The sequence below is a fragment of the Gallibacterium genomosp. 1 genome (assembly GCF_001678575.1).
Taxonomy (GTDB): Bacteria; Pseudomonadota; Gammaproteobacteria; order Enterobacterales; family Pasteurellaceae; genus Gallibacterium.
Genome location: NZ_JTJP01000005.1, coordinates 21,555 through 44,981 on the forward strand (window position 1 = coordinate 21,555; position 23,427 = coordinate 44,981).

The window sequence follows — 23,427 nt, forward strand, 5'->3', positions numbered from 1 at the left end:
CTATTATTTTTGTCCATAATAAGCATTACTACCATGTTTTCTGAAATAATGTTTATCTAAGATATGTTGATCAATTCTGGTTAATTCAGAATTTAATAACTTGCTAAACAATGCCATTTTTGCAACTTCTTCTAAAACAACAGCATTATGTACAGCGTTATTTGGTGAGTTTCCCCATGCAAATGGCCCATGTTCACTTACTACTATTCCAGGAATAGCAAGTGGATCTCGTTGCTGAATTGTTTCAATAATAACTTTCCCCGTATTTTTCTCATATGCCTCTTCAATTTCCTGTTGAGTTAATGAACGAGTACATGGAATATCGCCATAAAAATAATCTGCATGGGTTGTTCCTAAGGCAGGAATTGCTTGTTTAGCTTGAGCCCAAACAACGGCATAAGAAGAATGTGTATGCACAATCCCTTTGATACTTGGATATCGCTGATAAAGCTCTATATGTGTCAAAGTATCTGATGATGGACATAAGTTTCCTTCTATTACATTTCCTGCCAAATCAACAACTACCATACTCTCTACGGTTAATTTATCGTAATCTACACCACTAGGTTTAATCACAACAAATTGTCGATCCTCTGTAATACCCGAAACATTCCCCCAAGTAAAAGTAATCAGCTTATATTTAGGTAATGCCATATTTGCTTGATAAACTTGCTCTTTTAACAAAGCCATTTCATAATGATTAACATCCATAATCTTTTCCTATTTACTATTTTGAGCTGTGGTTGCCATAATGATTTCTTCCATATAGTTACCGAACATTAAATATTGTTCATATCTTTCCCGATAATAATGGCTTCTTTTCTCATTTGGCTGATATATCTTGATAAACCGACTTGCCATTGCTTGTTGAGCATCTACACTATTGGTATAAGCTCCTGCCGCTAATGCAGCAAAAATAGCTGCCCCTAATGCACAACATTGGTCTGACTCAACTACAGCAATTTCTGTTTCCATCACATCACTACATAACTGCATAATCTCAGCTGATTTCTTAGAAATGCCGCCAATTGCAATAATGCGTTTAATCTTCATTCCTTGATCAAAAAAACAGTCATTAATTGCCCTTGCCCCAAATGCCGTAGACTCAACTAAACAACGAAAAATATCTATCGCTGTCGTCCCTAGATTCATATTTACAACAGCTCCTTTAAGGTGCTGATTAGCAAAAGGAGTTCTACGACCATTAAACCAATCCAATGCCAGAACATTACTATCTGAATGTTGATCAAGTAATTGAGAAAGAGATGGCAATAATGAAGAGGAAAGTTCTTGTAATTGAGATTTAAGTTCTGGGTATTTTTCTATTCCTAATTGTAATGGCCAGCTCAGTAACCGTTGATACCAAGCATAGACATCACCAAACGCTGATTGTCCGGCTTCTAAAGCAACAAACTCAGGTAATGCGCTACCATTTACCTGTCCACAAATACCCTCAATCAATTTATCAGCAACTTCTTCTTTTTTAACCATTAGGATATCGCAAGTTGATGTTCCTATTACTTTAACAAGATCATTTTCTCTCGCTCCAGCACCTACTGCTCCCATATGACAATCAAATGCTCCAACAGCAACGCTAATACCTACTGGTAAACCTAAGTTGTCTGCCCATATTTGATCTAACTTACCAGCTTCTTGATCTGATGTATAAATTTGTAATGAATAATGTGATCGTAATGATTTTAATGTTGGTGAGATTGCATTTAAAAATTCTTCGCTTGGTAATCCATCCCAGTCAGAATGCCATAATGCTTTATGACCAGCTGCACAAATCCCTCTTTTTATCTTTGAAGGTGCGACTGTCCCAGTTAATAATGCAGGAATCCAATCAGCCAATTCTACCCATGTATATGCTGATTTTGCGACAGCAGAATCTTGTTCGCTGATATGTGCTATTTTAGCCCAATACCATTCCGAAGAATAAACTCCCCCCACATATTGCGTGTAGTCTATAAATTCTCCTGAATGAGCTAATTGATTAATCTTTTCTGCTTTATCAATTGCGGTATGGTCTTTCCATAAAATAAACATCGCATTTGGGTTATCAGCGAATTCCGGTTTTAATGCTAAAACTATCCCGTTCTCATCAACGGGCGCTGGTGTAGAACCCGTTGCGTCAACACCAATTCCAATAATATTATCTACAACATCTGTACTTACAGATAATAAAGCTTGTCTAATGGCAGATGTCATCGCATCAATATAATCTTGTGGATGATGACGAAATTGAGATATTCTAGCATCAGAATATTTTCCTTCCATCCATCTAGGATAATAACAAACACCACTACTTAATTCCTTTCCATTAACAACATCAACGATTAAAGCTCTAATAGAATCTGAACCAAAGTCCAATCCCATTACATATTTATTTTTTTCCATTTTTGTAGTCCTATTAAGCTATTAATACAGACAAAATAATGGAAATTTCTCTTTATTTTTTCCATATATATTTCATGCTATTAATTTTTTATTAATTTAAATAAAAATAAATTGAAATCTGGGATGATTAATTTAATGGCTAAACATATGGACATTTTTGTCATAAAATTTTTTTGTGATCTAGCTCACTTAAAATTTTATATTTTTTATGAAAAACTAAGAGCATTATCTGATCATAGTGAGGAAAATATCATGAAAAAAAGAACTTTTTTAAAAAGCTTATTGGCATCTAGTTTAATTTTAGGTGGTTTATCAATTTCAATAAATACTTCAGCAACACTTTTTGGTAAAAGTGATGATGAAAAAATTAAAATTGGTTTTTTAGTTAAACAACCTGAAGAACCTTGGTTCCAAACAGAATGGACTTTTGCAGATAAAGCCGGCAAAGATTATGGTTTTGAAGTCATCAAAATCGCTGTTCCTGACGGCGAAAAAACTTTAAATGCAATTGATACTATTGCAGCTTCCGGTGCTAAAGGATTTGTAATTTGTACTCCTGATCCAAAACTCGGTTCTGCAATTATGGCTAAAGCTAAAAGTTATGATCTAAAAGTCATAACGGTAGATGATCAATTTTTAAATGCTAAGGGAGAACCTATGACCGATGTTCCTTTAGTAATGATGGCAGCAACGGATATTGGTCGTAGACAAGGCGAAGAACTCTATAAAGAAATGCAAAATAGGAAATGGGATATTACAGAAACCGCTGTTATGGCAATCACCGCAGACGAACTGGATACTGCTCGACGTCGTGTACATGGGTCTATCGAATCCCTAACAAAATTAGGTTTCCCAGCAGAAAAAATTTATCGTGTTCCAACTAAAACCAATGATATTCCCGGTGCATTAGATGCTACTAATTCTCTTCTAGTCCAGCACCCTGAAGTAAAAAAATGGTTAATTGTAGGAATGAACGATAACACTGTATTAGGGGGCGTCCGAGCAACAGAAGGACAAGGTTTCTCTGCCGATAATGTCATAGCTATCGGTATTAACGGAACTGATGCCAAAAATGAATTAGCAAAGACAAAACCTACAGGTTTCTTTGGTTCGCTTTTACCAAGCCCTGATGTACATGGATACCATACAGCAGAATTACTTTATAAATGGATTACAAAAGGAGAAGCTCCTAACCCAACTTATTTAGAAGTAGCAAATACCGTTTTACTTACTCGTAAAAACTACAAAGAAGAATTAGCTAAAAAAGGCTTATAGTTTTAATAATTAATCTCTATTCTCAAAAAATGAGAATAGAGTATTAGGAGGAAGTATGAATGACAAAATCAATCTATTGACTTTTCATAAAATAAGCAAAATATTTCCTGGAGTAAAAGCTTTATCTAATATTACGTTTGATGTAAAAGCAGGAAGCATACATGCACTCATGGGAGAAAATGGAGCCGGGAAATCAACTTTACTAAAAATATTAAGTGGTTTATATCAACCTGATGAAGGTGAATTAAGACTAAATAATATTCCAATCATAAATAATAATACTGCTAGAGCTTTAAAAAATAGAATTGCAATTATCTATCAAGAGTTAAATCTTATTCCCGAACTTACCGTAGCTGAAAATATTTATTTAGGACAATTTCCTATAAGAAATGGTTGTGTTGATAAAAAAACTTTAAACTATAATGCAAAACAAATCTTACAACGCTTAGGCGAAACTATTCCACCAGATACTCCACTAAAAGAATTATCTATTGGGCAAAGACAAATGGTGGAAATAGCAAAAGCATTAAGCAGAAAAGCACAAATTATTGCTTTTGATGAGCCGACCAGTAGTTTATCAAATAGAGAAATACAAAACTTATTCAAAGTAATTAGAGAACTTCGTGATAATGGCTGTATTATTTTGTATGTTTCTCACAGAATGGAAGAAATTTTCTCATTATGTGATGCCATTACCATTTTTAAAGATGGAACCCATGTCAAAACAGAATATGATATACATCAACTAACTAATGAAAAATTAGTCAGTCTTATGGTTGGTAGGAATATTAACGATATTTACCATTATTCTCCTCGCCAATATCAAGGTACTGGATTGGCTGTTAAGCAGATTAAAGGAGAAAAACTCTCTTCAGAAATTTCTTTTTCTGTCCAAAAAGGGGAGATTCTAGGATTGTTTGGTCTAGTTGGAGCTGGGCGTACTGAACTATGTCGACTAATTTTTGGAGTAGATCCAAAACAAAAAGGAGAAATCTTTTTTGAAAATAAAAAGTTAAATATCAATAGTCCTCAACATGCTATCAATTACGGGATTACATATTGCCCAGAAGATCGTAAAGCTTGTGGAATTGTGCCAATTCTTTCTGTCAAGGAAAATATTAACGTCAGTGCAAGACCTAATCATCTAAGTTTAAATATTTTCATTCAAGAAGAGTGGGAAGATAGCAATGCAAAAAAACAGATTGCAGCATTACGCATCAAAACACCTTCAGAATATCAACTTATCGGTAATTTATCTGGCGGTAACCAACAAAAAGTAATTTTAGGGCGCTGGCTATCTCTCAACACAAAAGTGATTATTTTAGACGAGCCAACAAGAGGGATTGATATTGGTGCTAAATCAGAAATCTACCAATTCATCTATGAACTTGCTAATAAAGGCGTCTGTGTCATCATTATTTCTAGTGATTTGCCTGAAATATTAGGATTATCCGATCGATTATTAATTATGAAAGGAGGAGCAATAACTGGTGAATTATCTAGAGAACAATTCAGTGAAGAAGCTGCACTCAGATATGCAATGCTAAATCAAAACTAAGTATTTTTTGAGGAGAAGAATTTATGACTACCAAAACTATTATGCGCTCCAATTCTCGTAGTTTTAACTTATCTCGTTTTTGGGATAGATTTGGAATGCTCTCTATTTTTGCTATTATTTTTATTATTTGTGTATTATTTATCCCTAATTTTTCCTCTTTCGTTAATATGAAAGGTTTAGGATTAGCAATATCTATGAGCGGTTTAGTTGGTTGTGGAATGATGCTTTGTCTAGCAGCTGGTGCATTTGACTTATCTGTTGCTTCTGTTATTGCTTGTTCCGGCGTTGTTTGTGCCGTTATCATCAATGCAACTGGAAATGTCCTAATTGGTTGCATAGCAGGTATCGGCATGGGAATTATCTTTGGTTTAATCAATGGTTTTATTGTTGCAAAACTTAATATTAATGCCTTTATTACTACACTTGCCACTATGCAAATTGCACGCGGTTTTGGATATATTATCTCCGATGGTATTGCTGTCGGAATTAAAGAAGAAAGTTTCTTTGCACTCGGTAACACTAATATTTTAGGTATTCCTGTTCCTATTTGGCTAACTGTTATTGCATTTATTATTTTCTCTATTATATTAAATAAAACTTTATTTGGTCGAAATGTTCTTGCCATTGGTGGTAATGAAGAAGCTGCTAGATTAGCAGGAATTAATGTCACTAAATATAAAATTATTATCTTTACTATCTCTGGTTTGATGGCTGCGATAGCCGGAGTAGTACTCGCTGCACGTATGACGAGTGGACAACCTATGACATCCATTGGTTTTGAGTTAACCGCTATTTCTGCTTGTGTCCTAGGTGGAGTTTCATTAAATGGCGGAATTGCAAAAGTTTCATATTTAGTCGCTGGTGTTCTTATTTTAGGCACTGTAGAAAATGCGATGAACCTACTTAATGTCTCTCCATTTTCACAATATGTTATCCGCGGTTTAATCTTAATTATTGCTGTCATTTTTGATAAATATAAAAACATCTTCATCAAAAGCTGACCTTCATATAAGTTCTTAATATAAGAAAGGTTTACGATTAAAGTAGACCTTTCTTTATTTTATCAAACTTTGCCAAAAGGCATTCACCACTGGATTTTGTAAATTTTTTCGATTAACACAAATACCTAAAGATAAACGAGCAATTTCCGGTTCAATATTAAGATAGGTAATCTGAGTATTCATCGGATTATGAGCAATAACTACATCAGGCAGCAAAGCTAAACCAAATCCCATTGCCACCATCGGCACAATGCCTTCATGACCGGCAACAGTCGTATAAATTTTCGGATGCTTGATTCCTTTTTGCTGGAACCACTGCTCAATTTTCTTTCTTGCCGGTCCTTCAACCGGCACAATGAATGGAATTTCTTGCCACGGAATCGGTGTTTGTTGTAATAATTGATTGGCAACACAAGCTACCTTTGGCGCAATTAACGAAAACGGTAATGAATCTATTTGATGAAAAATGAGATTCTCCGGCAACTGTTCCGGCTCTCCAGCTATCGCTAAATCTGCCTGTCGACTCTGCACCTGTTGTACGGCTAATGCCGGATCTCCAGTTGTAAGTTGAATTTCTACTTTCGGATATTGTTGACGAAATTGCGTCAAAATTTCCGGTAAATGGCTGTAACTTGCAGTAACGGAACAAAACAAACGAATTTCTCCTGAAAGATCGTGATTATCCGGTTGAATATTTTGTAGAAAAAGCCGCCAATCCTGCTGTGTTTTTTCCGCAAATTGGCGAAAACGTTCCCCAATCGGTGTTAATTCTACTGAACGATTATCTCGCCAAAACAATGGTTTACCGATTTCCTGTTCTAAACGTTGAATTTGTCGGGAAAGTGTCGAAGGACTGAGGTAATTCACTGCGGCAGTTCTGGCAAAATTTTTACTTTCACAAAGATGTAAGAATAATTTGATTTGTTGCAAATCCATATTTCATTCCAAATTTAAATTAAAAGTTACAATAATTTCAATATTTGCAATCATTAATTTTAATAATATCAATTTACGCAATAAAAAAAAGACGTATACTGAATTTATTCATTACTAGTAAACCCTTTATTCAGGAGCAATTATGGCAAACTACTTCAATACTTTGAATTTACGTCAAAAATTAGATCAATTAGGTCGCTGCCGTTTTATGGATCGTAGCGAATTCGCCGATGAAGCCAACTTTCTTAAAGGTAAAAAAATCGTTATCGTAGGTTGTGGGGCACAAGGCTTAAACCAAGGTTTAAATATGCGCGATTCCGGTTTGGATATTAGCTATGCGTTACGTAAAGAGGCGATTGCCGAAAAACGCGCTTCATTCCAGCGTGCGTCAGAAAATGGTTTTGTTGTCGGTAGTTATGAAGAATTAATTCCACAAGCGGATTTGGTAATTAACTTAACTCCGGATAAACAACACAGCAATGTTGTTCAAGCAGTAATGCCACTAATGAAACAAGGATCTGCTTTGGGTTATTCACACGGTTTAAATATTGTTGAGGTCGGTGAACAAATTCGTCCAGATATTACTGTGGTCATGGTTGCACCTAAATGTCCAGGTACTGAAGTGCGTGAAGAGTATAAGCGCGGTTTCGGTGTTCCGACTTTGATCGCTGTTCACCCTGAAAATGACCCTAAAGGCGAAGGTATGGCAATTGCTAAAGCTTGGGCAGCGGCAACCGGTGGTCATCGTGCCGGCGTATTGGAATCTTCATTTGTTGCTGAAGTAAAATCCGACTTAATGGGCGAACAGACCATCCTTTGCGGTATGTTACAAGCCGGCTCATTAATTTGTTATGACAAATTGGTAGCTGATGGCAAAGATCCTGCTTATGCCGCACAATTAGTTCAATTCGGTTGGGAAACCATCACTGAAGCATTAAAACTTGGCGGTATCACTTTAATGATGGATCGTCTATCCAACAGTGCAAAATTGCGTGCATTTGAACTTTCAGAACAGATTAAAGCGATGCTTACTCCATTATTCCAAAAACATATGGATGATATTATCAGTGGTGAATTCTCCCGTGTGATGATGGAAGACTGGGCAAACGGCGATAAAAAATTGTTAACTTGGCGTGAAGAAACCGGTAAATCCGCCTTTGAAAATGCACCTAAATATGAAGGAAAAATCAAAGAACAAGAATACTTCGATAATGGTGTGTTAATGATTGCAATGGCAAAAGCCGGCGTGGAATTGACGTTCGATACTATGGTCTCAAGTGGTATCATTGAGGAATCCGCTTACTATGAATCTCTTCACGAATTGCCGTTAATCGCTAACACTATCGCGCGTAAACGTTTATACGAAATGAACGTGGTCATTTCAGACACCGCAGAATATGGTAACTATTTATTCGCAAATGCGGCAACACCAATTATGCGTGAAAATTTAGTTCCTCAATTACAAAAAGGTGATTTGGGCGAACCAACCCCAACTGTTGAAATTGATAATATTACTTTGCGTGATGTGAACGAAGCAATCCGCAATCATCCGATTGAAAAAGTAGGACAAAAATTACGTGGTTATATGAAAGATATGAAACGTATTATTGTTGCTTAATCAATTTTTTGCATAAAAAGACACCGCCATGAGCAATCATCGCGGTGCTTTTTTATGCGTCATTTTACAGCCACAACTTGCTATGATGTTGCATTATCTTCAAGTTGTTCCAACATTTGTGCAAACCAATCAGTAAAACGTTGCTTAATGGCTGTATAATCCAAATTTTTAGTCTGAACCAATAACCGATGCCAATATGGTTGAGATTTATCAAACTCATTGCCGCTCTGCTGTTTCATTAATTGGCGATATAACTGTTCTTCTCCACTGTTTTCCTCTGTAAACAACTTTTGATATTGCTGGAAATTAGTTGTCGGCAAAATACAGATTCGCTGTTGTGCCTGCAAGAAATCCTGTAAATAAATCGCAACTTGTGCCATTGCCCTGTTTTGATCTATGGCAGAAAATGTTACGGTCTCTATATTGCCTTTATTTATGCCGATAAATCGACTGCCTGTTGCCTGCTCCATCGCTGATAAAATAAGGTGATTTAGCCAAAATTTGAGAACATCCTGATCACGAATTTTACCAATACGCCAATCGACATATTGCTGCTGGTAATTATTGTCAATCTGACCTTGCAATCTAACCTCTTGCTCATCAAGCTCAAACGTTAAATCTACCATTACAGAATCTGCTGGTTGTTGGCGATACTGTTCCGTTTCCTGCCACAATAGACGACAGCTTTCTTCTAATTCCGCTTGTTGCAAAAAAGCAAATTCTGCTCGTGGTAATATTCCCTCTCGTTTTGCTTTTTCAAATTCTAATGTTCCATTTTGTGGTTCGTTTTGGAATAAACGTTGTTTCAATTGATATTGCATAAGTGGTGTCAATTCAAACACTTCACTTTCAACTCGCTCTTGTTCATTTTCATTTAGATAAACCCCCAAGCGTTGTTCAAAAAAATATTTAATTGGCGCAATAACAAATTGTTGCAATTCATCGATCTCAATTGTGATTTGATGACTACTGTTCTCTTTTTGTGATAACATCTGATCAAACTCTATCATTTGATGCTGTCTTTGCTGCTGTGATCGTGCTATTGGTAGCCATTCTTGCGCATAGGAAAAGTGAGGTACTAGAAAATTATTCTCACTGAATACCGTCATTGGATAGCTAAATCGTAAGTTAGCCAGATCATCCGAATGTGATAAATGATCAGCAATATAATCCCATAACTGATTAACTAACACAGAGGGTTCATATTCTGTATTATCCACAATTGAGTAACCAACATAACTGATATAGAGTTTTTGCCGTGCTGACAATAGCGCTTCCAAAAAGAGATAACAATCATCTTCTCGCCGTGAACGATCCCCTTTTTGTGTTTGATACTGCATAAGATCAAAGCTGTTGCTTGGCAATTGTCGTGGAAAATCAACATCATTCATTCCTAACAAGCAAATCACCTTAAACGGAATAGCTCGCATTGGTAATAAAGTACAAAAATTCAGTTTGCCTAAAAGGAAATGCAGACTGTTATCCTGTTCATTGAGTTTTTGTTGTAATAATTCACCAATAATTTCCGCTTCAATAGTCTGTGGATAATCTGTTTCATTAATAATATCAATCACTTGATGAACAGTTTGCTTCAACAATGCAATAACCATTGGCTGTTCAGTAGTGTCAAATAAAGTATCTATTAATTGAATAATCTCCGTTCGCCACTCCTCTGCCATTAAATTATTGCTTACTTTTTGTTGCCACTGTTGTAAAGCTTGAAAGAAATGAGCCAACTTCCCAGCTAATTTTCCTTGTAATCCCTCACTATAATCAAAGCCGATAGCATCTTGCCAAATACCGGATTCACTCTTAAACGCATAACCCAATAACATTCTCTCAATACCATTTTGCCAAGCATTATAATTCGGTACCGGCTCCTGATCATACTTGTCCAAACCAAAACGAATACCGGATTGCACTACCCAATCTCGAATAGTCTGCAATTCATTCAAATCTATCTCAAAACGTTGACGAATTGCCGGCACATCTAATATCGAGAGCACAATATCGCTGGAAAAACGCGATTCTTTTAGTGTAAACAGTTGTAAGAAAGTTGCTATCAACACATCACTTTCCGTCACCTTTCTATCCGAAATAGAAAACGGGATATAACGTTTATCTTCTTCTTGATATTGCGAAAAAACCGCCTGAATATAAGGTGTATAGCGATCAATGTCCGCTACCATCACCACAATATCTTTTGGTGTCAATGTCGGATCTTGCTCAAACATTGCCAGCAGATTATCACGTAGCACTTCCACTTCACGCATTGGGCTATGGCACACGTGCAGTGTTATTGAATTATCGCCCTCTTGATACTGCAATTTGGTAGATTCTGTTGACGTTAAATCTAGAATTTGTCGTTGTAGCTGTTGCAACAGTAGTCCACCTTCAGGTGCGTTATACACCTCAATATCATTTGGTTCCAACTGCGTTAATTGATAAAGAAAATCCCGTCCCAATTTACCCCATGACGCTAATAATGGATTTCCTACGGCTAACGTTTCATCATAAGGTGTTTGAATTTCTTTGCTATCTAATTGAATTTTTTGCCTTAATTTTTCTAGATAACAGTGATCAATCAAATCTCCCCAATAATAACGACTTGGGCTATTAAAAAAGAGATGGACATCAATATGTTGACTCAATGCAGACAAAATGGACAAAAACATTGGTGGCATTGCTGAAATACCAAACACAATAATACGTGTTGGCAAATTTTTCGGACAATATCCTTGCTGTAATTGCTCCAAAAAAGTTTGATATAGATTGGCTCGATGCCATATCTGCTGTTCAGGATAATGCTGTTGAATATCCGCCACCAATGCCTGCCATAACAGCACCTGCCAACTGATATCATTCATAATATTATCCGCAATAGGCTTAAAGCGAGGCGATAATTGTTGAACAAAACTTGTCGTCATCTGTTGCCAATCTGCTGTTTGCCATTGATTGATCCACTCCGGACGATAAACCAAATATTGGTCAAAAAGATCGGCAATTTTTTCCGCTAAATGAAACAATTTGTTTTGCTCAGGCGCGCTGCCTAAATAATCATTCAACCGCGAAAACGCCGGTAAATGCAATAATGACGGAATAATACGCATCAAACGCCAAACCATAGCCGATTTATTAAATGGGTTTTGTTCATTGATCTCTGCAATATTCTGTTTATACAATTTCCAAATAAATGATGACGGCATTGGAAAAGCAAAATTAGCTGCGATAGAAAAATGTTCTGCTAACTGAAGTTGTAACCATTGCGCCATTCCAGGGCTTTGCACCAAAATCACATTTTCGGCAAATGGATCCTGTAATGGTTGCACTTCCAATAATCGAACTAACAGATGTTTTTGATTTTCAAGCTGATTGGCGTAATAGACGGTAAACATTTTCTTATCCCACTTATCCCACAATTTTTTAATTCGCATTGTAGCTGAAATTCAATGATTCTAAAAAAGAAAAGGGGAAAATCATTACAATCTTCCCCTGACATTATTTAAAAACGGATCAAACATTCTGTCGTTTTAACCATCTTTGCAACAATAAAATCAATACGATATAAACTAATTGTGCAATGATAGTTTGTGATGTGGCATAAAATCCTAGCCATTCAATATTTGGTAAGATATCAATAATCGTTGTCGGTAAAACCGCTGTAAGTTGTAACGCATGAACGCTGACACCCAGAATCTTGAAACCTAAAATATACAATACCCAAGTTAAAATCTTGAACATTGTCGGCACAGGCAATTTAACTGAACTTTTTAAAATCACCACCGCCAATATCGCCAATAAAATCACCGCCATACCAACTCCAAGGGCAAAAGATTCTGTGCTGATATTCGGCAAAATACCGACATAGAACAAAATGGTTTCCGCACCTTCTCTGAATACTGACAGAAAACTCAATGCAAATAACGAGATAAAACTGCCTGTCGTCAGTGCTTTGTTCATATGTTTTTTAATATATGCCTGCCACGCATTTAACGATGATTTGTTATGTAGCCACGCACCGATAGTTAAAATCATCAAAACAGCAACAATACCGACTGCCCCTTCAATAATTTCTCGGTTTGTTCCCGAGCTGGCACTTGGGAATAGTCGGTGTAAGGCAAAAGCCGCCACTAGGCTAAGCACTAAACCGCTTATCACACCACTCCAAACCCATTTATAACCTTGAGGACGATTGGCAACACGTAACGCACTTACTAATGCCATTACCACCAATAGTGCTTCCAAACCTTCACGTAATAAAATCAGCATTGCATCTATAGCACTGTAACCAGCAGAAGGATTAATTTCAGCCAGTTGCGTAATAATCTGCTTTAACTCCGTTTGATATTTAGCCTCACTACCTTTAGCCAAAATCACTGGCACTTGGCTCTCTACCTTACTATATAACGAACCATTTCTGGTGCTAACATCTCCCTCAATACTTGGCCAAATCTCAATAAAAGTTGTCAGTTTTTCTTGCGCTGTTGCATTATCCTGCTGTTCAAACGCTTGTAATCCTTCTCGTAACAGATTGATGCCATCATTTAATTGATAGTTGGTGGTAACTGCTTGCGCTTTTTTGCCACTGACAAAATCATCAAATTGAACCTCAATTTTTGCAGTATTACTTTCAATCCGTTGATAATCCAACGGTTCAGTTTCTATCGCCACTCGTAAGAGTGCCAACGCTGTTTCAATTTTTCCGTAATACGCCATATCAACATCACGCACTAAACGCTCATTTTTAGTCCAAATGCTATTAAATAGGCGATACTGTTGTTTTAGCTGTTCAATATCCGGTGACAATTTATTTTCTGCTACCACTTGTTGCCAATGTTCAAATGCTGGCACAATCCGTTTTTTAAAGCGTTGCTTTTGTTGAGCAATATCTAAAGGATGTTGCTCTTTATCAAATGCTAATAAGGCGACTGAAAGCTGATTTAAATGCTCAATATCGGTGTTATTCAATGCATCAGACAGACTCAACAATACATTTTTGCCTGCTGAAGAGTTATGTTGTTCAATCGCAATAAATTGCTCTTGAATCGCATTTAAATCTTGCTTTGCTTGCAATGTATTATTTTCTTTCACTGCACTCATTGCATCAGAAAGCTGGATAAATAACGGGCTAAGATTTATCTTTTGTTCAGCTGTTGCCGGTAGAGAGCTGAAAAAAATTAAACTAAAAAACAGCCACAGATATTTTATGACTCCTCTTATTTTCATTTTATTTAAGCTCCTAACAATGCTTGCCCAATAAATTCACCTTCTTTCACGCCACCAAAACAAGCAAATAGCCCACTACCGATATGGGTAATATATTCATTCAAACGATCAACATTACCTAATGCATTTTGGATAGTAATGAACTGTTCCGGATCTTTTTGATAGCAAATAAAAAGCAAGCCACTGTCAAACTGTCCGGTGCGAGGATTAATGCCATCTGAATAAGAATAAGCTCGACGTAACATCTGTTTTCCGGTTTTATGTGCCAATGCAGAATGTGAATCGTCCGGAATCATTGGTTTACCGTGATGATTAAGTTTATCCAGATCCAATGGTGCAAATTCCTCTTTTTCGCCAATCGGCGCACCTGAAATACGGTGACGACCAAAAGTGCGTTCTTGTTCTTTATAACTGGTTCTATCCCAAGTTTCCAAATGCATCACTATTTTACGCACTATCAAATAACTACCGCCTTTCAGCCAATCGGGTTGATCTACCCATACTTGCCCATCAAGATCTTTAACGGTATTAGCATTAGCCGTACCATCTTTAAAACCAAACAAGTTACGAGGGGTATCGATTGGTTTGTCCGCCGAAATAAAACCTGCTTGACTCCATTTCATCGTTACATTAGAGCGAGCCACTCTGACTAATTGACGCACAGCGTGAAAAGCCACTTGTGCATCATTGGCACAAGATTGAATACAAATATCACCGCCACTAAACTCTTCTTTCAACTGATCGCGTGGAAATAACGGCAGATCTTTCAGCTCTTTCGGCGCTTTATCCTGCAAGCCTAACTTCTGCAAAAATGACGGAGAAACTCCGAAAGTGATCGTCAAACCATACGCAGAAAGATCATCCGCTTCTCCGGTATCCGCCGGCGGTACAAAATGATTTTTAGCATATTCTTTTACATTTTTGCCTTGCGTTAGACGTGCGGAATAGGCTGTCCAAGTTTTGAATACTTCTCTTACTTCATCAAGACTTTCCGTTGCTAAATCCAACACCAAAAAATAGACATAAGTCTGTTGTGGGGTAATAATTCCTTGTTGGTGTTCTCCATAAAATGGGTAAGTAATATCGGAAAGACAGTGTTTTTCAGCGACAGAATGATTATCATCTGCTGCTACACTCATACTTAATCCCGAACCGATTAAACTGCCACCAAGCATTAAACCTGATCTTTTTAAAAATTGACGACGTAGATTATTTGTTGGTCGTTGTACTGTTAAATCATTGCTTTTCATTTGCTCCCCCCTTCAAAAAGGAAAAACCACTGCAGATTAACGCAGTGGTTAAGAAAAAAATTAGTTAAAATTAATTACTTTCATCAAGAATGACACCCATATGTGCAAGCGGTTCGCCAAGTTTATTTACAGCTTCAGCTAATTCACGCGTATCCTGTTTAGACAACTCAGTATAGGCTTTATAGCCATTTTCACCAACTCTGTATTTATCTAATAAGGCATTTACATTCGCAAACTGTTTATCCAACTCTTTTACCCGCTTTTCATCCTTCTGAGCTAATTTTGCTCTCAAAATTTGATAAATTTTTTCTGCACCTTCAACATTAGCTTTAAAATCATAAAGATCGGTATGTGAGAAAATTTCTTCTTCGCCAGTAATCTTGCTGGTAGAGACCTCATTTAATAAATCAACTGCACCTTGAACCATTAAATCGCCGGTAACTTCTACAGTCGGCACTTTAGCACGCAACTCTTTTACATCATTTAATAATTGATCGGCAATTTGTTCTGTTCCTTTAGTGGTATTTTCTGTCCATAAAATCTTTTCAATTTTATGGAAACCACTCCAAATTTGATTTTCTTCCAAATCTGCTTCACGTGCATCAATGCGTGGATCTAAATCACCAAAACTTTCAGCGATAGGTTCTGAACGCTCGTAATACATTCTGACTAATGGATACAGTTTTTTCGCCTCTTCAACCTTACCTGTTTTTAAAGCAGCTACAAATTGCTCTGTACCTTTAACCAATTCATCAATTTGTTCTATGACAAATGTCTGATATTGCTTAGTTTCTTGTGATAAATCCACTGGCGCTGCAACAGCTGCTTGAGAAAATAAAACGGTTGATGAAATCAATGTAGCAAGCACTAATTTTTTCAATTGGAACATAAATTACCCCTTAAAATATAAATGAGAATAAATTGCATATTTTTGGATAACTTATTGTAAATAGGAATTAATGTCAATAAAAAATTAAAAATAAATAGTTCTTTGGATAAAGGCATTTTTGAATTAAAAGAAACTGCTATGAAGAAAAATTTTTCAATTAGAAATGATATGAAACATTTGAAATTAAGAAATGAAATGGCGCACCCGAAAGGATTCGAACCTTTGACCGCTCGGTTCGTAGCCGAGTACTCTATCCAGCTGAGCTACGGGTGCGCAGATAATTTTTGATTTGCCGATTATAACACTCATTCTTTAATTACTCTAGAGTAGCGAGTAAATGGCGCATCCGAGAGGATTCGAACCTCTGACCGCTCGGTTCGTAGCCGAGTACTCTATCCAGCTGAGCTACGGATGCGTCGAATAAATGGCGGTGAGAGAGGGATTCGAACCCTCGATAGAGTTTCCCCTATACACCCTTAGCAGGGGTGCGCCTTCAGCCTCTCGGCCATCTCACCTCATTCGGTTGAGTCGCTATAATATGGATTTTAAAAAATAAGTCAACGCTTTTTTTCAAATGAGCTCTATTTTAGGATTGGTTGCGTAGATTATCATCAAAATATCTAATTTATAACCAACCCAATACCTATATTTAATCCTCTAACAAAGCTTTCAATCGTGCAAAACCTACCTGTTGCTTTTGTTTTTTCTCAACTTCTGTTAATGGTGCTTTATCTCTTTCCCATTGCAAATAATCTTGTGGTAACTCTAATAAAAATCGGCTAGGCTCCATTTTTACTAGCTCTCCCATCTGTTTGCGTCTTTTACAACAAGAAAAGGTTAACTCTTTTTGCGCTCGAGTAATTCCAACATAAGCGAGACGACGTTCTTCTTCAATATTATCATCATCAATTGAATTTTGATGAGGTAAGATCCCTTCTTCCATTCCAATTAAATAGACATAAGGAAACTCTAAACCTTTAGAAGCGTGTAATGTCATCAATTGTACTTGATCCCCTTCTTCCTCATTCTCGCTACGCTCCATCATATCACGTAGGGTTAAACGTAATACTGCCTGTGATAAAGTTAGTGGCTCGTTAAATTCATCTCCTTGCAGCATACTATCAACCCATTGCAATAAAGTTGCTACATTTTTAGTTTGTATCTCTGCAACTTTGGGATTTGAAGCCTGTTCATAAAGATAATTTTCATATTGAATATGGGAGAACATTGCTTTAATTGCTTCTTGCGCCTCTCCTCTCACTACTTCATCTGAAGCCTTGACCACCCATTCCGCAAAATCTTGCAATGCTGTATAAGCTTTTGCTGTTACTCGTTGCAATAACTCAAAATCAAAAATTGCTTCAAATAACGAACAATGTTTCTCTTTTGCTAACAATCCTAATTTTTCTAAGGTTGCTGATCCAATTTCTCGTCTTGGCGTATTGATAATACGAATAAAGGCCGCATCATCATCTTGATTTACCAACAGCCGCAAATACGCCATAATATCCTTAATTTCAACACGAGAAAAAAAAGATGTCCCTCCTGAAATTTTATAAGGAATTCTATTTTGCATTAAGGTTTTTTCTAACAAACGTGATTGATGATTCCCTCTATATAAAATTGCATAATTTCGGTAAGCTGTTTTATTTAAAAACCGGTGAGACATCAACTCCGCCACAACACGTTCTGCCTCGTGTTCTTCATTTTGCGCTTCAATAACTTGCAATAAATTCCCAGTTCCTAAATTAGAAAACAATCGCTTAGAAAAAATATGATCATTATTATCAATTAATATATTGGCACAATGTAAAATACGTTGTGTAGAACGATAATTTTGTTCTAATTTAATCACTGACAATATCGGAAAATCGTCCCTCAAACGAACAATATTTTCCGGATTAGCGCCTCTCCAAGAATAAATAGATTGATCATCATCACCAACCACTGTAAATTTTGCCGCTTTACCAACAAGCAATTTGATCAATTCATACTGGCTAGTATTAGTATCCTGATACTCATCAACTAATAAATATTGAATCTTTTCTTGCCATTTTTCTCTAATAGTATCATTAGTACGCAACACCAACGTTGGTAACATAATCAAATCATCAAAATCTACTGCATTCAAAGCCTGCATTTGCGCCATATATTGCTGATAATATGATGCAAATAGATGTTCAACTTCATTTTTAGCTAATTTCATCGCCTCATTCGGCAAGATCAAATTATTCTTACATAAAGAAATATAATTAACTAATTGATTTAATTTGTCTTTATCCGCTTGCAAGGAAATTTTGGTCAACTCTTTTAGTAGTGCCAACTGATCGTGTTCATCAAATAAAGTAATGCTTGACTTAAAAGATAAAGCCTGATGTTCTTTTTTGACAAAATCAAAGCCTAATGTATGAAACGTACAAACCGTTAATCCTTTACTCTTTTTCATACCAATAGAATGCGCCACACGCTCTTTCATTTCTCGTGCTGCCTTATTAGTAAAAGTAACCGCAGCAATTTTAGTGGGGGAATAGTTACAATGTTCTATCAAATAAGCAATTTTATTAATGATAACTCGTGTTTTCCCTGAACCTGCCCCAGCAAGAACAAGACAAGGAGTGTCAATAGTTGTTACGGCCTGTTGCTGTTGTTGATTTAATTTCATCAGTAATTCTATTAATTTAACTTTATAATTGATAAAAATTGTTATCTTAATAAGTAATATAACCTAAATAGTATGCAATTCTAAAACAAAATAAACCAATATAATATGGCGTTATATCCTTAATTTTCTTAATAAAAAAACCCGCCTAGAAGACGGGTTTCAAATTACTCTCTATTGTCAAATCTAATTATTTGATGATTTTCGCTACCACGCCGGCACCTACTGTACGGCCACCTTCACGGATCGCAAAACGTAAACCTTGATCCATCGCAATCGGGTGGATTAAGCTTACTGTCATCTTCACGTTATCTCCTGGCATTACCATTTCTACGCCTTCCGGTAACTCGATTGTTCCAGTTACGTCAGTTGTACGGAAATAGAACTGTGGACGATAACCTTTGAAGAATGGTGTGTGACGTCCACCTTCTTCTTTTGATAATACGTAAACTTCTGATTCAAAATCTGTGTGTGGAGTGATTGAACCCGGTTTTGCTAATACTTGACCACGTTCGATTTCTTCACGTTTTGTACCACGTAATAATGCACCGATGTTTTCACCTGCACGACCTTCGTCAAGTAATTTACGGAACATTTCTACACCAGTTACAGTCGTTTTCGTAGTTTCTTTGATACCTACGATTTCTACTTCTTCACCTGTACGAATAACACCGCGTTCTACACGTCCTGTTACTACAGTACCACGACCTGAAATTGAGAATACGTCTTCAATTGGTAACAAGAACGGTTGGTCTACTGCACGTTCCGGTTCAGGAATGTATGTATCCAAGTAGTTTGCTAATTCAAGAATTTTTTCTTCCCACGCGGCATCACCTTCTAAGGCTTTTAATGCTGAACCACGTACGATTGGAGTATCATCACCTGGGAAATCATATTGTGATAGAAGTTCACGAACTTCCATTTCTACTAATTCTAATAACTCTTCGTCATCTACCATATCGCATTTGTTTAAGAATACGATGATGTATGGTACACCTACTTGGCGTCCTAATAAGATGTGTTCACGAGTTTGTGGCATTGGACCGTCTGTCGCTGCTACTACTAGAATCGCTCCGTCCATTTGCGCCGCACCGGTAATCATATTTTTTACATAGTCGGCGTGTCCCGGACAGTCAACGTGTGCATAGTGACGAGTTGGAGTATCGTATTCAACGTGTGAGGTGTTGATGGTGATACCACGCGCTTTTTCTTCTGGCGCATTATCGATTTGGTCAAATGCACGAGCTGCACCACCGTAGTGTTTTGCTAATACGGTTGTGATGGCTGCGGTTAAAGTTGTTTTACCATGGTCAACGTGGCCGATTGTACCCACGTTTACGTGCGGTTTTGTACGTTCAAATTTTTCTTTAGACACGATAATTTCCTTTTTAAATTAAAATCTGCAACCCATTAATAGGTTGCAGTTGTTACAATTATTTTGCTTTGCGAGCTTCAATTACTGCAGTTGCTACGCTAGCTGGTGCTTCAGCATATTTCAATGGTTCCATTGAGTAAGAAGCACGACCTTGAGTTTGTGAACGAAGATCTGTTGCATAACCAAACATTTCTGATAATGGTACTTCTGCATTAATCTTAGTAACAAATTCATTACTTTCTTGACCATTTACAAGAGCACGGCGACGGCTTAAGTCACCAATAACATCCCCTACATATTCCGCAGGAGTTTCTACTTCTACTTTCATAATTGGCTCAAGTAATACTGGATTTGCTTTAGCAAACGCTGCTTTAAACGCAATTGATGCTGCTAATTTAAATGCCAATTCTGATGAGTCCACATCATGGTAAGAACCGAAATGTAAGCGAACACCGATATCAACTACTGGATATCCTGCTAACGGACCAGCTTTAAGTTGTTCCTGAATACCTTTATCAACAGCTGGAATATATTCACCAGGAATAACACCACCTTTGATTTCGTTAACAAATTCGTATCCTGGCCCTTCTGGATCCAATGGATACAAGTCGATAACAACATGACCATATTGACCGCGACCACCAGATTGTTTTGCGTGTTTACCTTCAACATCGTTGACACGAGTACGAATGGTTTCACGATAAGCAACTTGTGGTTTACCGATATTTGCTTCCACTTTGAATTCACGACGCATACGGTCAACAATAATATCCAAGTGTAATTCACCCATACCGGAAATAATAGTTTGACCCGATTCTTCATCTGTATGAACACGGAATGATGGGTCTTCTTGTGCTAAACGACCTAATGCCAAGCCCATTTTCTCTTGGTCAGCTTTAGTTTTTGGTTCTACTGCAACAGAAATAACTGGCTCTGGGAATTCCATACGTTCAAGGATAATCGGATTATCTGGATCACATAATGTATCACCAGTTGTAACTTCCTTCAGACCAATTGCGGCTGCAATATCACCTGCACGGACTTCTTTGATTTCTTCACGTTTATTAGCGTGCATTTGAACAATACGACCAAAACGTTCACGCTTTTGTTTTACTGAGTTCATCACAGTATCGCCTGAATTTACTACACCTGAGTAAACACGGAAGAATGTTAAGTTACCTACAAATGGATCTGTTGCAATCTTAAATGCTAGTGCTGAGAATGGTTCATCATCACTCGCATGACGCTCACCTTCGGTATCATCAAGATTAATACCTTTAATTGCTGGTACATCAGTAGGAGCTGGTAAATAATCAATAACAGCATCCAACATTGCTTGTACACCTTTGTTCTTAAATGCAGAACCGCAAGTGATAAGAATGATTTCATTCGCTAATACACGTTGACGTAATGCTGCTCTAACTTCTTCTTCAGTTAGTTCTTCACCGCCAAGGTATTTTTCCATTAATTCTTCAGAAGCTTCTGCTGCTGATTCAATCAAGTTTTGGTGCCATTCATCCGCTAAGTCTTTTAAATCAGCTGGAATATCTTCATAGGTGAAAGTCATACCCTGATCAGCTTCATTCCAGTTGATCGCTTTCATTTTAAGAAGGTCAATAACACCTTTAAAGTTATCTTCCGCACCAATTGGTAATTGGATTGGCACAGCAGTTCCACCTAAACGGGTTTTGATTTGTTCAACAACACGTAAGAAGTTTGCACCTGTACGGTCCATTTTATTTACGAACGCAATACGAGGAACGCCGTACTTATTTGCTTGACGCCATACGGTTTCTGATTGAGGTTGAACACCACCTACCGCACAGTAAACCATTACCGCACCGTCAAGAACACGCATTGAACGTTCTACTTCGATAGTAAAGTCGACGTGTCCCGGAGTATCGATAATATTGATACGGTGTTGTGGGAATTGTTTTGACATACCTTGCCAGAAGCAAGTTGTTGCCGCAGAAGTAATTGTAATACCACGTTCTTGTTCTTGCTCCATCCAGTCCATGGTAGCCGCACCATCGTGCACCTCACCGATCTTATGACTTACACCGGTATAGAAAAGAATACGTTCTGTGGTAGTTGTTTTACCTGCGTCGATGTGAGCACTAATACCGATATTACGATAGCGCTCAATAGGAGTAGTACGTGCCACGATTATTTCCTCTCGCTAGGCTTAAAAAAAGTTAAACCAGCAAGCCTTAACAAGGCTTGCCGCATAATAAATGAAATTACCAACGGTAATGTGCAAATGCTTTATTGGCTTCTGCCATTCGATGAACGTCTTCACGTTTCTTCACTGCAGCGCCTTTATTTTCAACTGCATCTGACAACTCGTTAGCAAGACGTAATGCCATAGATTTGTCACCACGTTTACGAGCTGCTTCTACAATCCAACGCATACCTAATGCATTACGACGAACCGGACGAACTTCTACTGGTACCTGATAAGTAGAACCACCAACACGGCGAGATTTAACCTCTACAGTAGGACGAACATTTTCCAATGCTGCTTCAAACGCTTCTAAATGTTCTTTACCAGTTCTTTGTGCTAATGTATCTAGAGCAGTATAAACAATTTTTTCAGCGATAGATTTTTTACCATCTACCATTAAAACATTAATAAATTTTGCAAGTAATTCTGATCCGAACTTTGGATCTGGAAGAATCTTGCGTTGACCAATCACACGACGACGTGGCATGGTTTTTTCTCCGTATATTAAATCTTCAGGTTATCCAAAACTCTATTTCTGGAGTCTTGTATGCTATCTATGTTCTAAATTAAACGTTTGGCCTTACTTAACGGAGAACCATTAAGCTTTAGGGCGTTTCACGCCGTATTTAGAACGACCTTGTTTACGATCTTTTACGCCTGCACAGTCTAATGCACCGCGTACGGTGTGGTAACGCACACCTGGTAAGTCTTTAACACGACCGCCACGAATTAATACAACGGAGTGTTCTTGTAAGTTATGACCTTCACCACCAATGTAGGAAGTTACTTCATAACCATTAGTTAAACGAATACGGCATACTTTACGTAATGCTGAATTCGGTTTTTTAGGTGTAGTTGTGTACACACGAGTACACACGCCACGTTTCTGCGGGCAAGCCTCTAATGCAGGAACGTTGCTTTTTACAACCTTTTTCACACGCGGTTTGCGTACTAATTGGTTGATAGTTGCCATTAAAAAGCTCCAGTTTAAATAAAATTATTCACTATTGAATGTT

16 protein-coding genes and 3 tRNA genes are annotated in these 23,427 nt (G+C 37.3%); 4 read left to right on the plus strand and 15 right to left on the minus strand.

The window, feature by feature from the left end; all coding sequences use genetic code 11:
• Positions 1-3: 3 nt before the first annotated feature.
• Both QV04_RS01175 and QV04_RS01180 read right to left on the minus strand, forming a co-directional pair.
• Complete coding sequence (locus QV04_RS01175) at positions 4-711, minus strand: L-ribulose-5-phosphate 4-epimerase (RefSeq protein ID WP_269446930.1); 708 nt, start codon at positions 709-711, stop codon at positions 4-6.
• A gap of 9 nt (positions 712-720) precedes the next feature.
• Complete coding sequence (locus QV04_RS01180) at positions 721-2,400, minus strand: ribulokinase (protein ID WP_039174602.1); 1,680 nt, start codon at positions 2,398-2,400, stop codon at positions 721-723.
• Between the two features lie 135 nt (positions 2,401-2,535).
• On the opposite strand from QV04_RS01180, the gene QV04_RS01185 reads away from it, so the two are divergent.
• From QV04_RS01185 to araH, 3 genes are read left to right on the plus strand one after another with little or no spacing between them, the layout of a single operon-like run.
• A complete protein-coding gene (locus QV04_RS01185; RefSeq protein ID WP_328585931.1) occupies positions 2,536-3,675 on the plus strand; it encodes an arabinose ABC transporter substrate-binding protein in 1,140 nt (379 codons plus the stop codon).
• A 55-nt stretch (positions 3,676-3,730) separates the two neighbouring features.
• On the plus strand, positions 3,731-5,233 hold the full coding sequence (gene araG / locus QV04_RS01190; protein ID WP_039174606.1) for an L-arabinose ABC transporter ATP-binding protein AraG: 1,503 nt from the start codon (positions 3,731-3,733) through the stop codon (positions 5,231-5,233).
• Between the two features lie 23 nt (positions 5,234-5,256).
• Entirely contained in the window at positions 5,257-6,234 is a 978-nt protein-coding gene (gene araH, locus QV04_RS01195) for an L-arabinose ABC transporter permease AraH (protein ID WP_039174608.1), read from the plus strand.
• A gap of 54 nt (positions 6,235-6,288) precedes the next feature.
• On the opposite strand, the gene ilvY is transcribed toward araH, so the two are convergent.
• A complete protein-coding gene (gene ilvY / locus QV04_RS01200; protein ID WP_065231617.1) occupies positions 6,289-7,170 on the minus strand; it encodes an HTH-type transcriptional activator IlvY in 882 nt (293 codons plus the stop codon).
• Between the two features lie 142 nt (positions 7,171-7,312).
• Here ilvY and ilvC point away from each other — a divergent pair, with 142 nt between their 5' ends.
• Positions 7,313-8,788 carry a ketol-acid reductoisomerase gene (gene ilvC / locus QV04_RS01205; protein WP_065231618.1) on the plus strand — a complete coding sequence of 492 codons (1,476 nt, stop codon included), beginning with the start codon at positions 7,313-7,315 and terminating at the stop codon, positions 8,786-8,788.
• A gap of 80 nt (positions 8,789-8,868) precedes the next feature.
• On the opposite strand, the gene recC is transcribed toward ilvC, so the two are convergent.
• The 12 genes from recC to rpsL form a co-directional block, all read right to left on the minus strand.
• On the minus strand, positions 8,869-12,183 hold the full coding sequence (gene recC, locus QV04_RS01210; protein ID WP_065231619.1) for an exodeoxyribonuclease V subunit gamma: 3,315 nt from the start codon (positions 12,181-12,183) through the stop codon (positions 8,869-8,871).
• A gap of 118 nt (positions 12,184-12,301) precedes the next feature.
• The gene (locus QV04_RS01215) at positions 12,302-14,014 is read right to left on the minus strand and encodes an FTR1 family iron permease (protein ID WP_065231620.1); all 1,713 of its coding nucleotides are present in this window, start codon (positions 14,012-14,014) and stop codon (positions 12,302-12,304) included.
• Between the two features lie 5 nt (positions 14,015-14,019).
• Positions 14,020-15,264 carry an iron uptake transporter deferrochelatase/peroxidase subunit gene (gene efeB, locus QV04_RS01220; RefSeq protein ID WP_065231621.1) on the minus strand — a complete coding sequence of 415 codons (1,245 nt, stop codon included), beginning with the start codon at positions 15,262-15,264 and terminating at the stop codon, positions 14,020-14,022.
• Between the two features lie 70 nt (positions 15,265-15,334).
• A complete protein-coding gene (gene efeO, locus QV04_RS01225; protein WP_039136732.1) occupies positions 15,335-16,153 on the minus strand; it encodes an iron uptake system protein EfeO in 819 nt (272 codons plus the stop codon).
• Positions 16,154-16,349: 196 nt separating this feature from the next.
• Positions 16,350-16,426: transfer RNA gene (locus QV04_RS01230), tRNA-Arg, on the minus strand.
• Between the two features lie 65 nt (positions 16,427-16,491).
• Positions 16,492-16,568 (minus strand) — tRNA-Arg (locus QV04_RS01235).
• A 10-nt stretch (positions 16,569-16,578) separates the two neighbouring features.
• A tRNA-Ser gene (locus tag QV04_RS01240) sits at positions 16,579-16,668 on the minus strand.
• 134 nt (positions 16,669-16,802) lie between these two features.
• On the minus strand, positions 16,803-18,815 hold the full coding sequence (gene rep, locus QV04_RS01245) for a DNA helicase Rep (protein ID WP_065231622.1): 2,013 nt from the start codon (positions 18,813-18,815) through the stop codon (positions 16,803-16,805).
• A 187-nt stretch (positions 18,816-19,002) separates the two neighbouring features.
• Positions 19,003-20,187, minus strand: coding sequence for an elongation factor Tu (gene tuf / locus QV04_RS01250; RefSeq protein WP_065231733.1), 1,185 nt, complete (start codon positions 20,185-20,187; stop codon positions 19,003-19,005).
• A 58-nt stretch (positions 20,188-20,245) separates the two neighbouring features.
• Entirely contained in the window at positions 20,246-22,351 is a 2,106-nt protein-coding gene (gene fusA / locus QV04_RS01255) for an elongation factor G (RefSeq protein WP_039133333.1), read from the minus strand.
• Positions 22,352-22,427: 76 nt separating this feature from the next.
• Positions 22,428-22,898 carry a 30S ribosomal protein S7 gene (gene rpsG, locus QV04_RS01260; protein ID WP_039133337.1) on the minus strand — a complete coding sequence of 157 codons (471 nt, stop codon included), beginning with the start codon at positions 22,896-22,898 and terminating at the stop codon, positions 22,428-22,430.
• A 111-nt stretch (positions 22,899-23,009) separates the two neighbouring features.
• The gene (rpsL, locus tag QV04_RS01265) at positions 23,010-23,384 is read right to left on the minus strand and encodes a 30S ribosomal protein S12 (RefSeq protein WP_013745731.1); all 375 of its coding nucleotides are present in this window, start codon (positions 23,382-23,384) and stop codon (positions 23,010-23,012) included.
• Positions 23,385-23,427: the final 43 nt, after the last annotated feature.

Excerpts from the sequence above, each read along its gene's own strand:
- QV04_RS01175 (WP_269446930.1), bottom strand. The coding sequence starts at position 711 with ATGGATGTTAATCATTATGAAATGGCTTTGTTAAAAGAGCAAGTTTAT.
- QV04_RS01180 (WP_039174602.1), bottom strand. The coding sequence starts at position 2,400 with ATGGAAAAAAATAAATATGTAATGGGATTGGACTTTGGTTCAGATTCT.
- QV04_RS01185 (WP_328585931.1), top strand. The coding sequence starts at position 2,536 with ATGGCTAAACATATGGACATTTTTGTCATAAAATTTTTTTGTGATCTA.
- araG (WP_039174606.1), top strand. The coding sequence starts at position 3,731 with ATGAATGACAAAATCAATCTATTGACTTTTCATAAAATAAGCAAAATA.
- araH (WP_039174608.1), top strand. The coding sequence starts at position 5,257 with ATGACTACCAAAACTATTATGCGCTCCAATTCTCGTAGTTTTAACTTA.
- ilvY (WP_065231617.1), bottom strand. The coding sequence starts at position 7,170 with ATGGATTTGCAACAAATCAAATTATTCTTACATCTTTGTGAAAGTAAA.
- ilvC (WP_065231618.1), top strand. The coding sequence starts at position 7,313 with ATGGCAAACTACTTCAATACTTTGAATTTACGTCAAAAATTAGATCAA.
- recC (WP_065231619.1), bottom strand. The coding sequence starts at position 12,183 with ATGTTTACCGTCTATTACGCCAATCAGCTTGAAAATCAAAAACATCTG.
- QV04_RS01215 (WP_065231620.1), bottom strand. The coding sequence starts at position 14,014 with ATGAAAATAAGAGGAGTCATAAAATATCTGTGGCTGTTTTTTAGTTTA.
- efeB (WP_065231621.1), bottom strand. The coding sequence starts at position 15,264 with ATGAAAAGCAATGATTTAACAGTACAACGACCAACAAATAATCTACGT.
- efeO (WP_039136732.1), bottom strand. The coding sequence starts at position 16,153 with ATGTTCCAATTGAAAAAATTAGTGCTTGCTACATTGATTTCATCAACC.
- rep (WP_065231622.1), bottom strand. The coding sequence starts at position 18,815 with ATGAAATTAAATCAACAACAGCAACAGGCCGTAACAACTATTGACACT.
- rpsG (WP_039133337.1), bottom strand. The coding sequence starts at position 22,898 with ATGCCACGTCGTCGTGTGATTGGTCAACGCAAGATTCTTCCAGATCCA.
- rpsL (WP_013745731.1), bottom strand. The coding sequence starts at position 23,384 with ATGGCAACTATCAACCAATTAGTACGCAAACCGCGTGTGAAAAAGGTT.